Below are 20519 nucleotides of genomic sequence, written 5' to 3' on the forward strand. Positions count from 1 at the left end.
GTTCCAGTTTTGATATTCCTTACTATTCTTCATTGCCTTGCTCTATTAAATTGACAAATAGTTTGATGGCTCCCGGTACTCCTGCAGGAAGCAAGCGAAACCAGGAAATACCTGAATAGGTATAGGTTCCCTTACCATAATCGGCAACCAGAAGACTTCCTTTGGAGGGCGCTTCGCCAGGATCCTGCATTAATAGAGGGGTTTGATAATGCGTATCCCAGGTACCAGGGAAATACAAACCACGCTCCTGTACCCAACCTTCAAAATCTAAGGAACTGATTTTATTGGGACTGTTAAGAACAGGATGGTCTTTAAGCAAAACTTTGACTTGAGAATCTTCGACAGTTACCCGGTCTCGTGACAAGGTCAAAGGATAAGGCCCAAATTCATTGCTCAAAAGGGAAGCACTCGTATTGTATTGAATGATTAGGTTTCCCCCTGTTTTGACATAGTCCATTAATGCATCCCTACCTGTGGCCAGTGCTTGATTTACATTAAATGCTCTTATTCCAGTAATAATGGTATTGTATTTTGATAAATCCGAGCCCAACTGAGAATCTTCAATCGCCTCTACCTTATAGCCCAGGTTTCTCAAAATTTCAGGAACGTCATCTCCTGCACCTTGGACATAACCAATGGTTTGGTTGCTGACTTCCATGTTAAGCCGTATCAAATTAAATGTGGCGTCAGGAAAATAAGTAAGGTTGGGAATGTGGGGATACAGTATACGCTTGGTATCCTTTTGATAAACTTCACCATTCACCGTTTGATAATAAACCTTGTGGGAAGTCTTTTCTTCTCCATTGGCATTCTTCAGCTCAATTTGATAGCGGATGGTTTTATTTTTGTCATCAACCAATTTATCCTTAACGGTAAATTCTAAACCTTTTAATCCATCTATATGTAATTGGCCTTCCTTAATTTCTTTGCCAAACTTGACAAGTACATCCAAATTACCGGGCCTACGGTTCAGGAGAAACACATTGTTTTGTTCTACAGCTACTGCTATTTCAGGAACTACTTTAAAGGGTTGAATGATTTCCCCACTCACCCGATCATTGTATCGGTATTGCAGGGGTATGGGCAACTCAAACTGTTCCCCATTTAAAGTGAAGGACAAAACCCCCTCAATGGTTGGCGCATTATAAGGCTTGCCAATCATCTTCTGGTCTTTTACTGTATAGAGATTATTTTCAGGTTCATTTCTGAGCCAGTAAGGTTGAGAATTCAAATGGTCCGCAGGAATTTTAAAGACCAATTCTTCCACGATTGACTTATTGTTTGCCAGATTGGCTTTCAATGATAAAGTTTGATCAAAAACACGAAAAGACTGTAGGTTTACTTGATTTGCTGTCACTTGATTAAGGATGATTTTACCCTTTATATCACCCGAAGGATAATTCAATTCTGTGTCAGAAAGAAACAAGGCTTTCCAACCGATAGTCTCCATTATCAATTGATTGACAAGTAATTGCTTGTCTTTGACCCAGGGTAAATTCTCTTGAACTTTATTTAACTCCTTCCTGATTTCAATCAACTGCCCGACATTATTGGCTGGATTCACAAAGTCAAAACTTTTAACCAAGGTCTCTATTTTCTGGGTGATGACTTTGCCGTTAGCCAATTGTTTCCACCTTTCCTCAATGTTCTCAAAAGGTGATTTGGTGAAAGCCAATCCATCTACAAATTCGATAAAATCTGTTCCTTCACCGATATCAGCGGTTGCCCCAAAACCCTGAGATTTGTGCATGGTACGGCTATCAGCAGCTATTTTTGAATAACTCTTTCCCAACAATGGATTAAATTTACCTACAGGGAATTCATAATATTGCTTTTCCGGCTTCGGTTCATATTTGCCTCCCCAGGTATAAGCATTCCAAAAGATCCTTTTGGCAGACCAGGGTGCTACATGGGACAATTGCTCTGGGAAAACTGTAGGGTCCCCTGAAACTTTAAAAGCTTCACCAGCTATTATGGCTGAAGTAGTGTGGTGACCATGGGTAATTCCCGGTGTTGTATTGAATCTGGTAATGATAATGTCTGGTTGAAATTTTCGAATGACCCATACTACATCTGACAAAAGTTTTTCCCGATCCCAGTTATTTAATGTTTCGTCTGGATTTCTACTGTAACCAAAATCAATGGCCCTGGAAAAAAACTGCTTCCCTCCGTCTGTCTCTCTGGCTTTTAATAATTCCTGGGTACGGATCATTCCCAGTTCTATCCCCAGTTCCTTTCCTATAAGGTTCTGTCCGCCATCCCCCCTGGTAAGGGAGAGGTAGCCCACTTCAGCCATTTCCTCATTGCCCAGGTAGGCAATCAGTCTGGTGTTTTCATCATCAGGATGAGCGGCCACATACAGTACCCTTTTGGTTTCCTGAAGCTTTAAAAGACCATGGTAAATGGTAGCACTACTTTGTGCTTTGAGCGAACTGTTTAAAAAAATGCTAAATATTATCAATAAGCATATACCTATGGGATATTGGTAGGCTAGCTTCGTGGGTTTAGGTATCATAGTTAAAAGTAAGCATTGTGTTAGTTAACCTAAAACTAAATTATATTAATGGAAATATAGGCAGATCAGGCTAAGAATTTGGGTCCTCCTGTTGTGAAATTGTAGAATTTAATTTAAAATGCTAACTTATACAGGTCTGTAAAGTTAAAAATCCACTATGGCCATTAATAAAAACCACAAAGATATACCAGGCAATCCTTCCACAGCCTATTCGAGCAAGTACCGTTTAAACGACAGATCCAATGGCTTGCCTTTAAAAGTGTTAACAGAATCAGATTGGGATTTCTGGATAGAAAACGGTTATGTAATAATACGAAAGGCAGTTCCTAAAACCATGACTGAAAGAATGTCCAAATTGTTATGGGAATTTGAAGAGAAAGATCCTGGGGACATTTCAACCTGGTATGCCAGGGAATCCAAAGAAATGGAAATGAAAGAACTTACCAATAGTGGAATGGTAGAGGTTTACAACCACCAATTCCTTTGGGATATCCGGCAGCATCCAAAGGTATATGAAACATTTTCAGATATTTGGGGCATGGAAAACCTGTGGGTAACCATAGACCGGGCCAATCTAAACCTGCCTTCAAGACCTGGTTTTGAGTTTAAGGGATTTATCCATTGGGATTACGATCCAGAGACCAATCCCCAAAATGTTCAAGGACTTGTGGCTTTAAACAATCAGGACGATACTGATGTTGGTGGTTTCCAATGTATCCCTGAGCTTTACCGAACTTACAATACCTGGAAAAAAGACCAGCCGAAAGATCGGGATCATTTTAAACCAGACATCAGTGGTTTTGAGTTGACAAAAGTTAAATTAATGGAAGGCGATTTGTTGATTTTCAATAGCAAACTTCCCCATGGCATCCGGCCAAACATAAGTCGAAACAATGTACGTATGGCACAATATATATCTATGATGCCTGCCGAAGAGGACAATAAGGAGATGAAAAACTGGAGGATTTCTTCCTGGAAAAATAGAATTTCTCCAGAAGGCTATGCTTTTCCTGGAGATCCTAGAAAATGGGAACAAAGCAAGTACCCACAAGCGGAACTCAGCCCTTTGGGTGAAAAATTATTGGGAGTTACTCCATGGTAACCCCCAAAATCTTTTACAATGACCACCAATAAGTGAATTTCAATGCCAGCGTTCTATTTTTAACATAGAATGGAGAAGGTATATAATTGTCAGTATAAACCAGGTAAAGGTCAGAAGCTGGTTTAAATCTCCATTGGAACCTGGTATTAAGGTTAATATTGTTGATCTGTTCGTTGTACTGGCCAAATGCAGTAAAGAACAGGGTATTGGTAAAAGTCACATCCACTCTTGGTCCTACAAGCCAAAATTTGGTATTGCCCCAGGGTTCTGGCAAGTCTATTTGATTGTAATTACCTGTGATAGAAAGGCCAACATAAGGTTGAAAACGGTACCCCAACTCACCGGCAATATTGAAACGTTCTCCATTAGCAAAGTAACCACCGTATTGAGAAGTAAAGGTATAGGTAAAAAGGCTTTGCGGTTTGGAAATGTATTCCATACCAAAGGAATTCCATTGGTGTTCAGTAAAGGCATCAAGGGTAGATTGACTGTAATTGGTAGGATCAAAAGGCCTTTGCAATATTATATGGTTGTAAGCATATTTTGCTGTCAATACACTTTGACTCCTAAACTTCAAGCCATAAGAAAGTTCCGTAATATTGTCAGTTTGTTCCACATCCATATCGTAAAACAAGGAGGTATTGATCGTGGGCCCATGGTTTAGTATTAATTTACTTTTAGGGAAAAACAAATAGGATGCATTGGGATTTATTCGGTAATACCCATTTCTAGGCACATAACCTACTTCTGCCAGGTAGTTTGGTGCCACATATTCATGTTTCCATTCCCAAATCAAATTTCCACCCAAATACCGGATATTGGCAGCGTGGACCATGCTCTGATTTTCTTCTAAAGGGCTAAAGGATTTAAGAATGAAAGCCTTACCTGCCCACTTCCCATTGGAGGAGGCCAGATTGTATTCCAAACCCGCATTCCTATTGTAGCTGGCGATAGGGTCTCCAGGATTGTCTCCACCTGTAGGTAAAACACCAATATTGGTTCTATTGACAAATATCGCCCCAATGTTTGATCTTTGACCTACCCTTCTTTGTCCAGCCAATACTGTGAAATTTTGCCCGGGGGTATTGGTCTCACCCACCTTACCTGTTTGCATATTCATGGCACCAATACGCCAATCCTTGTTGATCTTACCACTTAGACGTGCACCAAACTGAATGGGTGCATTTAAACCAATTCTCCTTGAAAAGAAAGGACGGATGGTTTCATAACCGAAACTAGCAAACAAATCGCCATTCTCCAGAAAAAACTGCCTACGTTCAGGATAAAACAACTCAAAGCGATCTAGGTTGGTAATTTGACGATCTACTTCCACTTGGGAAAAGTCAGGATTGACTGTCAAATCAAGGTTTAGCGAGGAACTTATTGCAATTTTAGCATCCACACCGACTCTATTCTGATAATCTGAGGGCAATTCTCTGACATTGTCTTTTACCCTACCTCCCATTACATAAGGAATCACAGAAACATTCATTCCCGCTTCAGGTGGTGCCTCGTCCCATACCAATATGCCTGTATAAGCAAGGGAAGCAGAAGGGAACTGACGTGGAACCGGGGCCCAGGAAGATTTCTCAGTTGATTTAAGGTCTTTACGACTAAAATTAATACCCCATTCCTTGATTCCTTTTTTATACCTTATGGATTTAAAGGGAATGGAAGCTTCAAACACCCATTTGTCGGGATAATTCTGCACTTTAGAAACCCATTTATTGTCCCAACTCAAATCTACACTTCCTCCTCCATACATGATCCCATCCCATTGGGCTCCAGCTGCATTGGCACCAAAAGAAAAACCATTGGTTTGGTCATCAAAGGGATCCATAAAAAGCAAAAAGTTATCGTTTTTACCAAATGCAAAGTCCCGACGCAAAGATTCAACATAATATGGTCCTTCTTCCCCATGGTGATTGATCACCAATAGGTAAATTTGATCATCATCATAAGTCATCATTACTTCTGTCTTCACATCAGCATAACTGGTGTCCATGGGAAGAATCATGTAAAAATCTTTGGCTACATCGGCATCGGCCCAGGCCTGCTCATCCACTACACCATCAATCAAAACTGGAGAACTTGCCCTTTTTATATTTAACCTGTAATCTTCATTGATTTTTTGGGCCATTCCGGGAATGGCAAAAAGGATAACTAATAATAAAATAAAACTTTTCCGCATGACAAATTTAGCTTACCGCCAAAACTAAAAATGGAGCATTTGACAAGTAATAAATAAAATATTTAATTTAAAGCGCAATAATAACCTAAATAATACAAAAACTAGGCTTTGTCGGCTGTGTTTTATTAAATTTTACCTGATTTTATACTGATAGCGAAATGGTCATATAAATGGTTAGGAACGAGTAGTCTTTTGAATCACTTTTCCTGTTTCTTTGTGTTTTAGGATAAGCTTCTCATCACCATTGGGTAATTTTTCTTTCTTGATTAGAAAATAATCGTCATCGTGACTGATGAAACTTTTCTCTTGCTCCTGGTTTTGGTCTCCCCTCCAGTCTTCAATGATTACTTGTTCCCAAAGTTTCGTTTCTGCGGATAAAAATGCGGCATCCAGAATTGCATTGACAATGTATCCATCATAAAAAGTTTCTCTTGGGGCTGTGCCTTTGTCCATGGCTTCAAACATGTCTGTAAACATGTGTGGATACCCAAGTTCATGTGCCTCGTCCCCCACAGGAAACAACCATCCTGAATCTGATTCCGCCTTTTCAGCAATGTATTTGGCTCCTTTTCCCGTTGTAAACATATCGAAACCCGTCCGTAAAAAACTATTCAACCAGATCGTTCCTTCGGTCCCCATTACTTCATCTCTCAAATCCATGCCCCCTCTAAAAGTCCAACTGACTTCAAACTGGCCAATGGCTCCATTTTCATATTTCACCAGTCCTATGGCGTGGTCTTCAGCAGCTATGGGATGAACTTGCGTAGCTGCCCAGCACATCACCTCTACTGGACGTACGGATTTACCAATAAAATTCCTCCCGATTTCTACACAATGGCAACCAAGGTCTATAATGGCTCCCCCTCCGGATTGTTCTTTGTCCCAAAACCAATCACTGTGTGGGCCTGGATGGGCCTCTCTGGATTTGGTCCACAAAATTTTACCCAGGCTTCCTGCATTTACACTTTCTACCGACTTCAAAAACTTAGGGGTATAACAAAGGTCTTCTAAATACCCAGCAAAAACCCCTGCTTTTTCCACAGCATCAAGCATTTTTTTGGCTTCTTTTGCCGTTCTACCCAGCGGTTTGGTACACAGCACTGCCTTTCCCGCTTTCACACAGGCCATTACTGCGGCTTCATGCAGGTGATTTGGCAAGGAAATAATGACTACCTCTATCTTTTCATTGTTGATGATTTCTTCCATGGAAGAACTGTAAGTTTCCAATCCATAATCCTGAGCGAATCTTTTAGCGTTTTCCTCATTTCTGGAATAAACACTAATTATCCTGTCCAACCTTCTCTGGGCATGAAGTGTATCTGCATAAAAACGGGCAATAAACCCTGAACCAAGCATGGCAATATTCATAAGTATCTATTTTGGGTTAAATCATCAATAAGTAATAATGTAGTTATTCAGTATCAAAAACAACAGCAAACCAATTGTATATTCGTGGTAAAATACTAAATGTACCAAAATCAGTGCATAAAATAAACCCTATTTGCAATCTTTATGTCTAATTTTGAAGGGGGATTTAGAGCCATTTATAAATAGTGTAGTGGTGGTATAATTTTGAAAAAAAAATGAGCTCTGCTAAACTAAAAATACACGTTTCCAATTTCAATTAATGATCATAAACAATATTGAAAAATTTTTAGATTGGCTTTTAATAAGAAAGCTGGACCTGTCCTATGACCCTTCAAGGCATAAACTTCGGATTTATGAGCAGGGAGAAATAATTGGAGACTTGTGGCTGCCCTTCACCCTATCCTTTGATCCTGAAACAAACGGAATTTCTAAGGTGGAAAAGAATTGGATTGTATTCCTTATCAGGGCAGGAACTGCCGCATTGGGTTATTTTGAGGAGGGGATCAATGCCGAACACAAGGTCATTAGAGCTTATATGGTTAGAAAGAAACAAGGAAAAAGTCAAATCAAATATTTGAAAACCAAAGGGAAATCCAGGGCTGGTTCAAGGGTAAGACTTGAGGCTTCGGAGAAGTTTTTTGAAGAAATCAACGAGAAACTTTCAGAATATCTCAATAAATATCCTGTTGATTATATAGCCTATTCCTGCTCCAAAACTTTATGGCCCTACCTATTCACAGCAGAAGGTAAATTGAAGAAAGATGACCCAAGGTTGTTCAAGGTACCTGCTCATATACAGGAGCCCGGCTATGAAAAATTGCTGAAGATCAATGATTTACTACAAAGCCCGAATTTAGTTATTGCTGAAAAAAATCCAGACTATTTTTCAACCTATAAAGACAAACAAGAACAAGCTCCCGAAGAAGATGACAATTGGTAGATTATTTTAAACGCCATAAAAGCAATTGCTACTCATTAAAGAGAAGTAAAATGGTATCTCCGGAAAAAAAGTATCAATCTACTGTGTATATTTGTTCTCTAAGAAAATAGAAATATGCTTTACGATATTACAATAATTGGCGGTGGAATCGTTGGATTGGCCACTGGATTAAAGATAAAAGAACAAAGACCAGAATTGAAAGTGGCCGTTCTGGAGAAAGAACCAGAAGTAGCCAGCCATCAAACAGGAAACAACAGTGGAGTGATCCACTCTGGATTGTACTATGCTCCTGGAAGTCTAAAAGCCAAGAATTGTATCGATGGATACCATCAATTGATACGTTTCTGTGAAGAAAATGAGCTACCGTTTGAAATAACTGGAAAGGTGGTAGTTGCTACCAAAAAAGATCAATTGCCTCAACTTAACCGCTTGCTTGAAAGAGGCTTGCAGAATGGGCTTGAAGGCGTTCGTTCAATATCGATCGATGAGCTAAAAGAACTTGAACCTTATTGCCAGGGTGTTGGTGCTTTACATGTTCCTCAAACTGGAATCGTAGATTATAAGCGCGTAGCCATGGCTTACGAGAAAAAATTCGTAGCACTAGGAGGAGTAGTATTATTCAATTATAAGGTACTGGACATTAAGGAGATAAAGAACACCATCACTATTAATACTTCAAGTAGTGAAATTACCACAAAAGTGGTTATAAATTGCGCAGGACTTTATGCAGACAAAGTCGCAGGCATGCTTGAAAAAGATCCCCTACCCATTAGAATTATACCATTTAGGGGGGAATATTTTAAAATCAAAAAAGAGCGAGAGTACCTGGTTAAAAACTTGATTTATCCGGTGCCGGATCCAAACTTCCCATTTCTGGGTGTTCATTTTACAAGGATGCAAAAAGGAGGCGTAGAAGCAGGCCCCAATGCTGTATTGGCTTTCAAAAAAGAAGGCTATAAAAAAACAGACTTTGATCTTAGGGAATTTTTGGATGCCGTTACCTGGCCTGGTTTACAGAAGGTAGCTGGTAAATACTGGAAAACTGGTTTAGGAGAATACAAAAGGTCATTTTCCAAGGCTGCATTTACCAAAGCTTTGCAAGAGCTGATTCCTGATATTATGCCTACTGATCTTGTGTCAGGCGGCGCGGGCGTTCGGGCGCAGGCTTGTGACAAAGAAGGCGGCTTATTGGATGACTTTGCTATTCAGGAAACGGCTAAGGCTGTGCATGTTATCAATTCACCCTCTCCTGCAGCCACCAGTGCACTGTCTATAGCAGATAAAATCAGTGAACTTGCCTTACAAAAAGTTTAAAGTTTTTAAAGTCCTTTTCGAATACGTTTAAGCCATTGCTGGACCTATTGTTTTCATATAGTTAAAAAAAGCATTAGTATATATATGCTTAATAGGCCGCCAACAGAATGAAGCGCTTAACGATAATTTCTTACTTCGGAAAGGACTGCTTTCGTTATTTCTTTAAATTCCGCCAAGTGTGCCTGCATGTCATTGTCAAAAGCAGATTCTTCCATCATCCGCTTACCATTAGCCAAAATTTTAGTAAGCCTTTTTAAACCAAACAGGCCCAAAGTAGGCTTTATTTTATGCCTGGCTTGCTTAATGCAGAGCAAGTCTTCCTCATCAATACCTTTGATATAAGCAGTTTCTAATTCTTCAATTGCAATCTCAATAGCATCCAACAATTGGTTTCTGAAGTCCAAATCATCTTCTACCATATCCTCGATTTTCTTAAAATCGATGTTAATAAAATCACCTTCCATAGTTGTTGTTTAGTTGAAACCAATATAGGCAATAGTCATCCTACTACGAAATGGAATCTTTACAAAAATCAATCAATCTTTGTTATTTCCAGCATTACCCTACCGCTGTCATGGTTCAATCTCCTAATAGATAAATTTTTATTCAAGTAATTTCATCAATTTCTCAAAAAATAAAAAATCCTATTTCTCAATAAGACTTGAAGCATTTCCAGCCAAAAATCCTGTACTCCAGGCTGCCTGAAAATTATACCCTCCAGTGATCCCATCCACATCAATGACCTCACCGGCAAAGAACAATCCTTTGACCAATTTGCTTTCCATGGTATTTGCGTCTATCTCATTAAGCGACACACCACCAGCAGTAACAAACTCTTCCTTAAAGGTAGTTTTTCCTGAGATTTTTAAAGAAAATCTGAATAAATTTTCAATCAATTTATTGATTTTTTTCTTATTTACTGCCTCCCACCTTAAATCCTGATCAATTTCAGCTTTTTCTGTAAGAAATTCCCACAATCTACCCGGCAGTCCAAATAGAGGGTTCTTTGAAATTTTCTTTAATGGGTGCACACTCTTAAAAGTCAACAGCTCAACTCTTAGTCCATCTTCGGTAAAGTCAGCTTGCCATTTAATAAGTGCTGTCGCTTCATAGTGGTTCTCATGCAGCCATTCTGCACCAAAAGCAGAAAGTTTTAAAACAGCAGGTCCACTAATTCCCCAATGGGTAATTAATATCGGTCCAGAATATTGTAACTGGCTCCCTTCAAAGCGAATATGGCCATTTGAGACACTTAATCCTTTAAGTGCTATGATTTCTGAGGAGGGTGCGTTGAAGGTGAAAAGGGATGGAATGGGTGGGTTTATACTGTGCCCAAGCTGATCTACCAGGGTATAGCCCTCTTTCTTAGGTTTGCCGCCGGTACAGATTACTAGTCTATCCACCTCTCTATTTTCATTGGATATCTTGAGCAAAAACTTTCCATTAACCCTTTCTACTTCCTGAATACCAGATTGATAAATAACTTTAACTCCAACAGATTGAGCCTCTTCCTGTAATAAATTTGCTATGCTTGAAGACCTATCACTCACCGGAAATACCCGGCCATCTTGCTCCGTCTTCAACGGAACCCCTCTGCTTTCAAACCAAGAGACAGTATCTTTGGGATTAAAGCTTCTGAAAACCTTTTTCATGAATTTGTTCCCTCGTGGATACCCTTTCAGAAACTCAGAAGGAGAGCTAGTTCCATTGGTTACATTGCACCTTCCTCCCCCTGAAACCAATACTTTTGACAGAACTTTACTGCTTTTTTCAAATAAATAAACTTCTGCTCCATTCTTAGCAGCTTGAATTGCTGCAAAAAATCCGGAGGCACCACCCCCTATTATTCCAACCTTTAATTTTTCCACCTTACGAATTCAGCCTTCTAATTATCTTTTTTTATTTTTCAGTGAACCCATTATCCCCCGGGTCAATTCTCTGAAAAATGTTCTTCCCAATTGCCTAACCATGGTGTTTTTACTTAAAGATTCAAAGAAACCAACATCTTTAGCAGCCGAAGCTTTCCTTTGACTTTTGGTTGGTGGCTCCATTTCTTCCTTTTCAGGAGCTGCATTGTTGATTTTTTCTTCTAAGATTTCGAAAGCACTTTCTCTATTGATAGGTTCATTGTATTTTTTTATCAAATTAGACTTTCCTACCTGTAAGTCAATTTCTTCAGAACTTAAAATGCCCATTCTCGACACCGGTGCCCTTAAAAGGGTATGAACAAGAGGGGTTGGAATGCCTTTTTCATTCAAGACAGTTATCAAGGCCTCGCCTATACCCATGGCGGTCAAAACCTCAGAAGTGTCATAAAATGGCGATATTGGGTAATTTTCAGCTGCTTTTTTAATGGCTTTTCGATCCTTGGCTGTAAAAGCACGTAAGGAATGTTGCACCTTTAATCCCAATTGTCCTAAAATCTCGTCTGGAACATCCGTTGGACTTTGCGTACAGAAAAAGATACCTACACCTTTAGACCGTATTAATTTTACAATTGCCTCAATTTTTTCTAAAAGGTCCTTACTGGCATTTGAAAACACCAAATGCGCTTCATCGATGAACAGGCAAAGCTTAGGGGCATCCTGATCCCCTTGTTCAGGAAATGTTTCGTAGATTTCAGACAGCAGGCTCAACATAAAAGTACTGAATAGCTTGGGCCGATTTTGAATGTCAGTCAGTCTAATGATAGAAATCACTCCTTTACCAGATTCTTTTCTGACAAAATCTTCTACTTCAAATGAGCGTTCTCCGTAAAAATTTTCCGCTCCTTGTTGTTCAAGCTCAATAATTTTTCGAAGGATGGTATTGACAGAACTGGAGGAAACTGCCCCAAACTCCTTGGTTATTTCTTGTTTTCCTTCATTGATGGCATATTTCAGAATACTTCTCAGGTCCATCAAGTCCAATAAAGGAAGATGTTTCATATCGCAATACCTAAAAACCAAAGACAAGATCCCAGATTGAGTATCATTTAAGTCTAAAATCTGAGCCATCAATACAGGTCCAAATTCAGATACCGTGGCCTTTAACTTGACTCCTTTCTCATTGCTAATAGACATTAATTCCACAGGCAATCCTGTAGCTTCGTAAGGAATACCAATGCTCTCAGATCTTCTTTCAATGTGCTCATTGTTGGTTCCCGGGCAAGCCAATCCAGTCAAATCACCTTTTAGGTCCATTAAAACTGACGGAATACCCTTCAAAGAAAGTTGTTCCGCTATGACTTGAAGCGTTTTTGTTTTACCCGTTCCTGTAGCACCAGCAATCAAACCATGCCTATTTAGGGTTTTAAGAGGAATTTTTACTTGTGCACCTGTAAGCGCTGCCTTATCAAGCATGCCTGTACCTATGATAAAGGAATCCTTCTTAAAAGTGTATCCGAGGTTGATATGCTCTTTGAACTTATCTATTTGTTCCATCAATTTGTCTTTAATATAAAAAACCTTAATGCAATCCCATTGATCACATTAAGGTCTAACCCGAAATGAAGTATGCACGGTTAAATGCTACACCCCTAATTAGGAAATAGTCTACTTATTACCAAATTAGGGGTGAATTTTCTTGAATTAGTGGGTCACTTTAGGTTCCAGGTTTTTCGCTTGCTCAATAAAATCCGTCACTTTTGAAAGTGCTGGTACAGCATTGGTTAAATTTTTGGCCTCATTGGTACTCACAAGTGCTTGATGTAAATTTTCCGCATTTCTAGTTCTCAACTCCTTAACGGTGTCTACACCAGCTGCTTTAAGTAGTTCTGCAAATTGACTGGCTATGCCTTTGATTCTGAACAAATCAGCCATATTTACCCAATTCAATATTACTTTCTCGTCAATACCACTTGCAGCGGCAATTTCTTTTCGGCCACTTTTTGCAGCGCCTTTTTCGAGTAAATTTTCAACCGTAATTATTCCAGCCGCAGAAAGTTTTTCTTTATTTACCGGGCCTATTCCCTCAATTTTGCTAATAGAATTTGACATATTGATACAATTAAATTTAATGAATTAAAGTATTATTTGAATAAACCACCAAGACCACCTTTGAGTAGGTCAGAAGCCTTATCAGCAATGGCTTTTCCTGATGATTTGCCCAACATTGAAACCAATTCAGATTTGTCTAAATCCCCACTTTTTGAACCAGATATAGCAGAAATTACTTTAGGTAAAACAAAGGAAGCAATAGACATGGCCATTTCTGGAGAAAGCCCCAGTTTGGATGCATAATTACCAGTAAGATTTCCTAAGATACTTTTAAACATTGGATTTGAGGTCAAACCGCTTCCTGTATTAAGCATTCCAAGAATTCCATCAAAATTTCCCCCAGTTGCCTCTTTTGTTAAACTTTCCAGCAAACTGTTTTTGGTAGTGCTAACTGCTTCTGAAGCCTTGCTTTGATCAAGACCAAATTTTTCGGTAAGACCCGAGATTAATTCTGGTGACAGGTTTTCTAAAAGTGATGAAATCATATGTATTTTTTTTATGTGAATTAGTATTTGAACCTGTAATTTATAAGTTTATTTTGTACTTCAAAAATAAACCTGATTTTTATGAACGGTTTATTTACAGTGCAAAAGGCTAATATTACTGTTTTATTATAAAACGGCTCGCATTTGTACAATCTCGATACGCAATAACTGTTCCACTTTCGGACACACTAATATTTGATAAAGGAAAGATATACTAGGAAAACAGACAGTTAGCCAATTAAAAATTTCTTTAGAACTTTAGATGCTTAAGAAACTTACCAAACTTTATAGTTTATATACATGCCTTACAATATAAAATATAATTGCCAATAAATGCTATAATACCAGGCAATTTTTACCGTATAATAGTCAATTTATCAACCCAATTTAAACAAAATAATTATATAGAACACCTACTTATTATTCAATTTACAACTAAAAGGAAGTATTAATCTTCAGCTATACATAAATAATACAATTATTAACCTTTATAACTCCTATATTCATTTTAAATCGATCAATTGCTCCTGTTTATTTGTGTTTAAATAGCGCTATTTGGCCAAATAATGGATAAAATACTTTTTATAAAAAAAAGTCAAAAAATATTTAAAGTTGTAATTCTATAAATTTCCTGCTGATGTTATGGAAATGGCTGAAATGTTTCGGTTACAGGTTAAAAAACATTAAAGTTTTGTATGAAAATTGAATATTTCCTGAAAGGTATTTACTTTGCCAACCAGAAGAAGCAACAACAATGAAAAAAAGCCCTTATCTATTACTTATACTGCTATTAGTAACCTTCGGTCTACTTCATCCATTTACCTCCCATGCCCAATCAGGACCTAGTTTAGGAACAACTTCAGCCATGTTGGAGAATGCTTCAGCAGCGATGGATAAAGGCGATTATAAAAAAGCCAATGGTATTTTCAGGGAGATCATCGATAGCAACCAACCTATTCCCCCCGAAATGCCCTATTTATTTTCGAAAACACTGTTTGAGTTGGGCCAATACCATAACAGTAATAGTTTTGTCAATAAATACCTGGACCTCAATGGTTTTAAAGGTAGCTATTACAAACAAGCCAAAGCATTGCAAACTGCATTGACACATCCATTGGAAGAAATTGCTGCTTGCGAATATTGTGATGCAAGGGGTTACAGGTATGGAATATGTGAAACTTGCCACGGTGAAGGCAAAGCGGAACAAGCTTGTTCACTCTGCAGAGGTAAAGGTGTCATAGGTTGTAGCCGATGCGCTGGGGATGGAATGGTGACCAAGAAAAATGTTTTCAACATCATTGAGTATTTTGAATGCGAACGTTGTTCAGGAAAAGGTAGATTAACCTGTACTTCCTGTCATGGAACCTTGGTTGAAACAGATTTCTGTCCTGTTTGTGAAGGATCTGGACACACCCTAACGGAGGACTTGTGTGACCATACCGCTCCTGAAAAATAAATTCCAACAGTTACATATAGCATTCCATTGCTTGTCTCCATTTAACAATTTATCATGCTAACCAAAGAATATTCTAAGGTAATCTGTTGGAGAGGTAGGTACTAAAGCATCAATAAACAGAGCCATCAATCGGTATTATCCGGAAGCTATACCATCAAAATAAAGGATTAAGTCAACTGCTTATTCTATCTTTATAGATTTCTAAGATCCCGGTTTAAATCAAATTTTATGGCCTTGTTCAATACTTTTTTATCCTCAGCTCTTTCCAAAGATTCCCAGGCAGTTAAAAGCATCCATGCCTTCTTAAAGGTTGTTTTCGAGTCCTTATGTTTAAAAAAAAAGCAATACTGCTATTTTTTTATACTGAACTGAATTCAAACAACTTAAATACCCCTCGAGACAAAGTACTTTAAGTCCTATTGGCAGTGCAAAAGGAAGGAATAAAATCAAAATTGGTAAGTGGCCTTGCTACCGTATTGTCCTAAAAAGCTGGACCATGCTACCTAAGGTGAATTATAAAACACAATACAAGCACTGTTAGGAAGTACTTATAAAAAGTACGGAATTCGAGGAGGTCAAAGCGTAAGTTAATCTGGAATACAGACGTTCAACTCTATTGAACTGGGTTTAAACATATTGAATAACTGCTGCTCCAAATCACATTAAGCTACAAACCAGTTAGCATTTGCAATCGCAAACTGAATTCGTTTATTGGTTAATCAGAATCGTTTCTCAACTCCCTTGCATGGCCTATTTGTAACCTCATAAAAAAATTAGCGAATCAACAATGGATTAAAATAAACAGGTAAAGTTGAATTCGACCCTATTCTATATTATTCACGGCATTACTGTACGGTAATTCAAGTTCTTTGAACTAAATTCAATTACTTTACTAAGTAACTGATATCAACCGCTTTAAGCTTATATCCACAGGCAGGAGAAAAGAAATTTCATGAAGCAAACTGTAAAGCTTTAGTCCCAATATTGCAGACAATAGGCAACACTATAGCCAAAATGGGTATGCGCTTCTTGGTTATTTCAGGGGCTCACGGCTTTGGAAACAATGATTTCAACCTTACAGAGCTATGCTGATACGGAAAATTAAAGAAATGACAAAACCAAACGGTGGTTCAATCTTACTGACCTGAATTTAATACCTTTATGAATCATTTGATTTAAAATACTTTAGGGTAGTACCTACGGCTTTTTGGTTAAAGAAAATTGAAAACCACACGATAAGAAGAAGCCTCATTACTGCAGCTAAATCAATAATATATGAATTTAAATAATGCACAAAAGTTAAATGTGGACAGGCAAGTGCAGGCTCAGGGGAAGTAATTTTTGTCCAAAAACTGGGAATAGCACTGTCATATACATCAGGTCAATTTACTTAACCCTTATTCAATCCACACTAAACATGAACCTTATCTACTGCCTTATTCTAAATTTAATAAGAAAATGGCTTAGAAATGGCAATAGAATTATACGGAAGTAGAATAGCTTTTGGTATAAAAAAACCCAACAAAAGGTCGACCATAAGTCAACATAGCTGACTCATTTATTACTGTTCTTAAAATCTAGGACATAAAAAAAGGCCTGAATTGTTCAGGCCTTTTTAATAATTTTGTTGATACTATACCCTATCGGCAATACTTTTTAATCATTACATTGGCTGGCTCGTAATCATTTTTGACTGCAGCTTTAAAATCTTTGCAAGCATTTCTTATATCGTCTGTAGCGGCATAAACCATACCTCTATAATAATAAGCCTGACCATTGGTAGGGCTCATTTTGATGGCTGTATTGTACTCGCGAAGGGCTTCTTTAACATTGCCTAGCTTATGCATGGACCTTGCTTTAAGAAAATAGGCCATTGCGGGTGCACCAGAAACGGACACAGCATTGTCAGCATACATAAGTGCCAATTCCGGTTTGTCATTGTTATGATACAAATTGGATAGGCTCAGTAGGATCTGCGTGTTTTTTGAATCTTGTTTCAAGGCATGCTTAAAGCTTTCCTCTGCCCTTTCAAAATCATTCAACTCTTCATGCGCCCTACCCTTGTTGTACAATACTTTTACATTATTAGGCTTGTTTTCCAAGTAACTGGTATAAGCCACTATTGCTTCCTTGTACTGCCCATCATTGTAATAAGAGTCTCCTTTATTAGAAGAACTGCTGCCGCAAGCCACAAACAAAGTGGCCAAAACAAATATGCTTAAAAGGTTTTTTAATGAAATCATATAATAAATTGAAATTAGACTGCTACACTGTTATCTCTGAGGGCATCATTGAGAGAAGTCTTTAAATCAGTTGAGGCTTTTCTTTGACCGATGATAAGTGCACAGGGAACTTGATAGTCACCAGCCTTAAACTTTTTATTTAAGGTACCTGGTATAACTACTGATCTATCAGGGACATATCCCTTATATTCAATTGGTTCATCACCTGTAACATCAATGATTTTAGAACTAGCAGTAAGGGTAACACCTGCACCAATGACAGCCTCTTTACCTATTCTTACTCCTTCTACTATAATTGCCCTGGATCCAATAAAAGCACCATCTTCAACGATGACAGGTGCTGCTTGAATAGGCTCCAAAACGCCTCCTATACCCACGCCACCACTAAGGTGAACATTCTTACCAATTTGTGCACAAGATCCAACAGTAGCCCAGGTATCCACCATGGTTCCACTGTCAACATAAGCACCGATATTTACATAGGAAGGCATCATCACAACACCCCTTGCAAGAAACGCGCCATATCTTGCAATCGCATGAGGAACCACTCTAATTCCTTGTTTTGCGTAGTTGGTTTTTAAAGCCATTTTATCATGAAACTCAAAAGGTCCAACCTCTATTGTTCTCATTTTTTGAATGGGGAAATACAGGATTACAGCTTTTTTTACCCAATCATTTACTTTCCAAGAACCATCTTCAGCAGGCTCTGCTACCCTTAGTTTACCATTGTCCAGGTCAGCAATCACCGTTTTAATCGCTATTTGAACATCTTTTTCGTTTAATTGCTCCCTGTTGTCCCAGGCTTTTTCAATAATATGCTGTAAATCCATAAATTTAATATTAGCTTAGTTTGATTTTTCTATTTTATGCCTCAAAAAATCCCCCTTATAATCGCTTCTGTCCTCAAACCAGTGGATGATTCCAGAATGCTGTATAAGCTCGGGTTTTCAATTCGTGAAACAAATAAATACGACCTTAACATCATAGGTTTTTCAACAAAAAAAACGCCAAAGGTCAAAAATATACGACTAATTGAAATTTTTTCCGGTCCAAGAACGCATCCTTCGCGTTTTTTAGTTCCTTTTAAGTTTCTCCAGCAACTATTCAAAATAAAACCTGCCATAGTCATTGTGACTACTTTTGAATTGCTTCCAGTGGCTACAATAGGCAAATGGCTGCTTTCTTTCCGGCTTATTTATGACGTTCAGGAAAACTACGCCAAAAACATGGCCTATAACCAGACCTTGCCTCTGTTAGGTCGGTATTTGGGTATATCAATGGTTAAAATTTCAGAAAAGTTCAGTCAACATGCCATTGATCACTACCTATTTGCTGAGCAATGCTATGTTTCCGAAATGCCTGCCATCAATAACTATACAGTAATTGAAAATAAAGCGCCTATTCCTGACAGCCTAAAGCCCTCTTTTAGACTGGTTAACCCCATTGCACCCCATTTTATCATCAGTGGCACCATTACGGCCGTATATGGGGTTATTCCAGCCATTAATTGGTTCCTTCAACTTCATAAACACCTTCCAAAGTCAAAATTAACGATTGTAGGGCATTGTCCAATAACCGAATTTGCCAGGGAATTGGAACAAAAATATGGTGGGATTAGAGGAATTAAGCTCCAACTCTCACATAATCCTTTGCCTGCAGGTGACATCCAAGATAAGATTATCAAGGCGGATGTCCTGCTACTGCCTTATCTTTTATTGCCCAGCATTAAGGATAAAATCCCTACCAAACTCTATGAAGGAATTGCCTCTCAAAAGGTGATTTTAATGGCTGACAATCCACTGTGGAAAACCATTGTGGATAAGTATCCCGCAGGATTATGCATCGATTTTTCAGCCTCAGAGAAGGCGCATTCAGTGTGGAAAACTTTATTAAACATTGATTTTTACCAGTTTCCGCCAGATGAAAACATCGATTGGCAGGTAGAAAGTAGAAAACTTCAGCATTTAATTCAAAAATTTTAGGCTCCAAAACCTAAGCAAAAAGCCCCAATTGTACTTTTCCAATTCGCCTATTTCGGGCGCAGATTATTTAATTTAACAATATTATTGTTTGTAAATAGTTGAATAACAATGTATTAACTCATTTTTAGACTAGTCTAAATATTTTTATATAGTGATCTAAATTTTAGAAAAAGTTAAGAACACAGTTATCCACAGGTGATTTAGATTGAAATTAAACATTTTTTTAGACAAGCCTAAATTATATATTTGTAGAAATTTCACATTATGATAAGCTTAAGTCCTGCTGAGGAAAACTATTTGCGAACCATTTACAGCCTGATCGCTGAGGGGCTGGAAAAGGTAACTACAAATGAGATCGCTGCAGCTGTCAACACCAAGGCAGCGTCAGTTAGTGATATGCTAAAGAAACTGGCGGAAAAAGAATTGATCGATTACCGCAAATACTATGGAGTAAGCCTTACAGAAGAAGGGAGAAAAAGAGCCCTTCACATTATTAGAAGGCATCGTTTGTGGGAGGTATTTTTGGTGGACAAACTAAAATTCAGTTGGGATGAGGTCAATGCCATCGCAGAAGAATTGGAACACGTGAAGGCACCCCTATTGGTTCGTCGCCTGGATGAATACCTGGGATTTCCCAAATTTGATCCACATGGAGATCCGATCCCAGACGAATTCGGAGAATTGAGTAGCAAGCCTAGAATCGTCTTGCAGGAGGTACCCGTTGGGCAAAGCGGAAAAATCGTTTCTGTCAGCGATAGCAGCGCAGCCTTTTTGAAGTACCTGGACAAAGTAGGCATCTACATTGGCGCAAAGGTGCTTGTACTGGAAAAAACAGATTACGATGGTTCGCAGGAATTATTCATCGACAACCAGAAAAAAGTTTTCGTATCCAAAGAAGTCGCTGGCAATATTCAAGTAATGCTCCACCCCTTGTAATCCGATGGAA

Annotated in this window: 16 protein-coding genes; 6 read left to right on the forward strand and 10 right to left on the reverse strand. The window is 38.4% G+C overall.

The annotated features are described in order from the left end of the window. Positions 1 to 22: 22 nt before the first annotated feature. A complete protein-coding gene (locus AC0L7T_RS14535; RefSeq protein ID WP_473336030.1) occupies positions 23 to 2515 on the reverse strand; it encodes a PIG-L family deacetylase in 2493 nt (830 codons plus the stop codon). Positions 2516 to 2672: 157 nt separating this feature from the next. On the opposite strand from AC0L7T_RS14535, the gene AC0L7T_RS14540 reads away from it, so the two are divergent. Beyond that, positions 2673 to 3617, forward strand: a complete 945-nt coding sequence (locus tag AC0L7T_RS14540) for a phytanoyl-CoA dioxygenase family protein (RefSeq protein WP_473336032.1) — start codon at positions 2673 to 2675, stop codon at positions 3615 to 3617. 13 nt (positions 3618 to 3630) lie between these two features. Here the strand turns inward: AC0L7T_RS14540 and AC0L7T_RS14545 are convergent, their stop codons facing one another. Together AC0L7T_RS14545 and AC0L7T_RS14550 are read right to left on the reverse strand one after the other, a co-directional pair. Then, the gene (locus AC0L7T_RS14545) at positions 3631 to 5808 is read right to left on the reverse strand and encodes a DUF5916 domain-containing protein (protein ID WP_473336034.1); all 2178 of its coding nucleotides are present in this window, start codon (positions 5806 to 5808) and stop codon (positions 3631 to 3633) included. Between the two features lie 174 nt (positions 5809 to 5982). Beyond that, the gene (locus AC0L7T_RS14550; protein WP_473336036.1) at positions 5983 to 7176 is read right to left on the reverse strand and encodes a Gfo/Idh/MocA family protein; all 1194 of its coding nucleotides are present in this window, start codon (positions 7174 to 7176) and stop codon (positions 5983 to 5985) included. Positions 7177 to 7435: 259 nt separating this feature from the next. On the opposite strand from AC0L7T_RS14550, the gene AC0L7T_RS14555 reads away from it, so the two are divergent. Together AC0L7T_RS14555 and lhgO are read left to right on the forward strand one after the other, a co-directional pair. Further along, positions 7436 to 8116 carry a hypothetical protein gene (locus AC0L7T_RS14555; protein WP_473336038.1) on the forward strand — a complete coding sequence of 227 codons (681 nt, stop codon included), beginning with the start codon at positions 7436 to 7438 and terminating at the stop codon, positions 8114 to 8116. A gap of 114 nt (positions 8117 to 8230) precedes the next feature. Beyond that, complete coding sequence (gene lhgO, locus AC0L7T_RS14560; protein WP_473336039.1) at positions 8231 to 9430, forward strand: L-2-hydroxyglutarate oxidase; 1200 nt, start codon at positions 8231 to 8233, stop codon at positions 9428 to 9430. A 116-nt stretch (positions 9431 to 9546) separates the two neighbouring features. Here lhgO and AC0L7T_RS14565 read toward each other — a convergent pair whose 3' ends face one another. The 5 genes from AC0L7T_RS14565 to AC0L7T_RS14585 form a co-directional block, all read right to left on the reverse strand. Next, positions 9547 to 9894 carry a hypothetical protein gene (locus AC0L7T_RS14565; protein ID WP_473336041.1) on the reverse strand — a complete coding sequence of 116 codons (348 nt, stop codon included), beginning with the start codon at positions 9892 to 9894 and terminating at the stop codon, positions 9547 to 9549. 180 nt (positions 9895 to 10074) lie between these two features. Continuing rightward, the gene (locus tag AC0L7T_RS14570) at positions 10075 to 11298 is read right to left on the reverse strand and encodes a BaiN/RdsA family NAD(P)/FAD-dependent oxidoreductase (RefSeq protein WP_473336042.1); all 1224 of its coding nucleotides are present in this window, start codon (positions 11296 to 11298) and stop codon (positions 10075 to 10077) included. Positions 11299 to 11319: 21 nt separating this feature from the next. After that, the gene (locus AC0L7T_RS14575) at positions 11320 to 12852 is read right to left on the reverse strand and encodes a helicase HerA-like domain-containing protein (RefSeq protein WP_473336043.1); all 1533 of its coding nucleotides are present in this window, start codon (positions 12850 to 12852) and stop codon (positions 11320 to 11322) included. Positions 12853 to 12999: 147 nt separating this feature from the next. Continuing rightward, positions 13000 to 13407: a DUF4332 domain-containing protein gene (locus AC0L7T_RS14580; protein WP_473336045.1), complete on the reverse strand. Its 408-nt coding sequence runs from the start codon at positions 13405 to 13407 to the stop codon at positions 13000 to 13002. 32 nt (positions 13408 to 13439) lie between these two features. Beyond that, positions 13440 to 13892 carry a DUF937 domain-containing protein gene (locus AC0L7T_RS14585; protein WP_473336047.1) on the reverse strand — a complete coding sequence of 151 codons (453 nt, stop codon included), beginning with the start codon at positions 13890 to 13892 and terminating at the stop codon, positions 13440 to 13442. Between the two features lie 754 nt (positions 13893 to 14646). Between AC0L7T_RS14585 and AC0L7T_RS14590 the strand changes: the two genes are divergently transcribed. Next, the gene (locus tag AC0L7T_RS14590; protein ID WP_473336049.1) at positions 14647 to 15348 is read left to right on the forward strand and encodes a molecular chaperone DnaJ; all 702 of its coding nucleotides are present in this window, start codon (positions 14647 to 14649) and stop codon (positions 15346 to 15348) included. A 1640-nt stretch (positions 15349 to 16988) separates the two neighbouring features. Here the strand turns inward: AC0L7T_RS14590 and AC0L7T_RS14595 are convergent. Both AC0L7T_RS14595 and AC0L7T_RS14600 read right to left on the reverse strand, forming a co-directional pair. Then, positions 16989 to 17591, reverse strand: coding sequence for a tetratricopeptide repeat protein (locus tag AC0L7T_RS14595; protein ID WP_473336052.1), 603 nt, complete (start codon positions 17589 to 17591; stop codon positions 16989 to 16991). Positions 17592 to 17605: 14 nt separating this feature from the next. Further along, entirely contained in the window at positions 17606 to 18421 is an 816-nt protein-coding gene (locus AC0L7T_RS14600; RefSeq protein WP_020893592.1) for a 2,3,4,5-tetrahydropyridine-2,6-dicarboxylate N-succinyltransferase, read from the reverse strand. Positions 18422 to 18457: 36 nt separating this feature from the next. On the opposite strand from AC0L7T_RS14600, the gene AC0L7T_RS14605 reads away from it, so the two are divergent. Next, entirely contained in the window at positions 18458 to 19573 is a 1116-nt protein-coding gene (locus tag AC0L7T_RS14605) for a glycosyltransferase family protein (protein ID WP_473336054.1), read from the forward strand. A gap of 264 nt (positions 19574 to 19837) precedes the next feature. Then, positions 19838 to 20509 carry a metal-dependent transcriptional regulator gene (locus AC0L7T_RS14610; RefSeq protein WP_473336056.1) on the forward strand — a complete coding sequence of 224 codons (672 nt, stop codon included), beginning with the start codon at positions 19838 to 19840 and terminating at the stop codon, positions 20507 to 20509. The last annotated feature ends 10 nt before the right edge of the window (positions 20510 to 20519 follow it).

Source organism: Cyclobacterium sp. 10D3-21 (assembly GCF_055809755.1).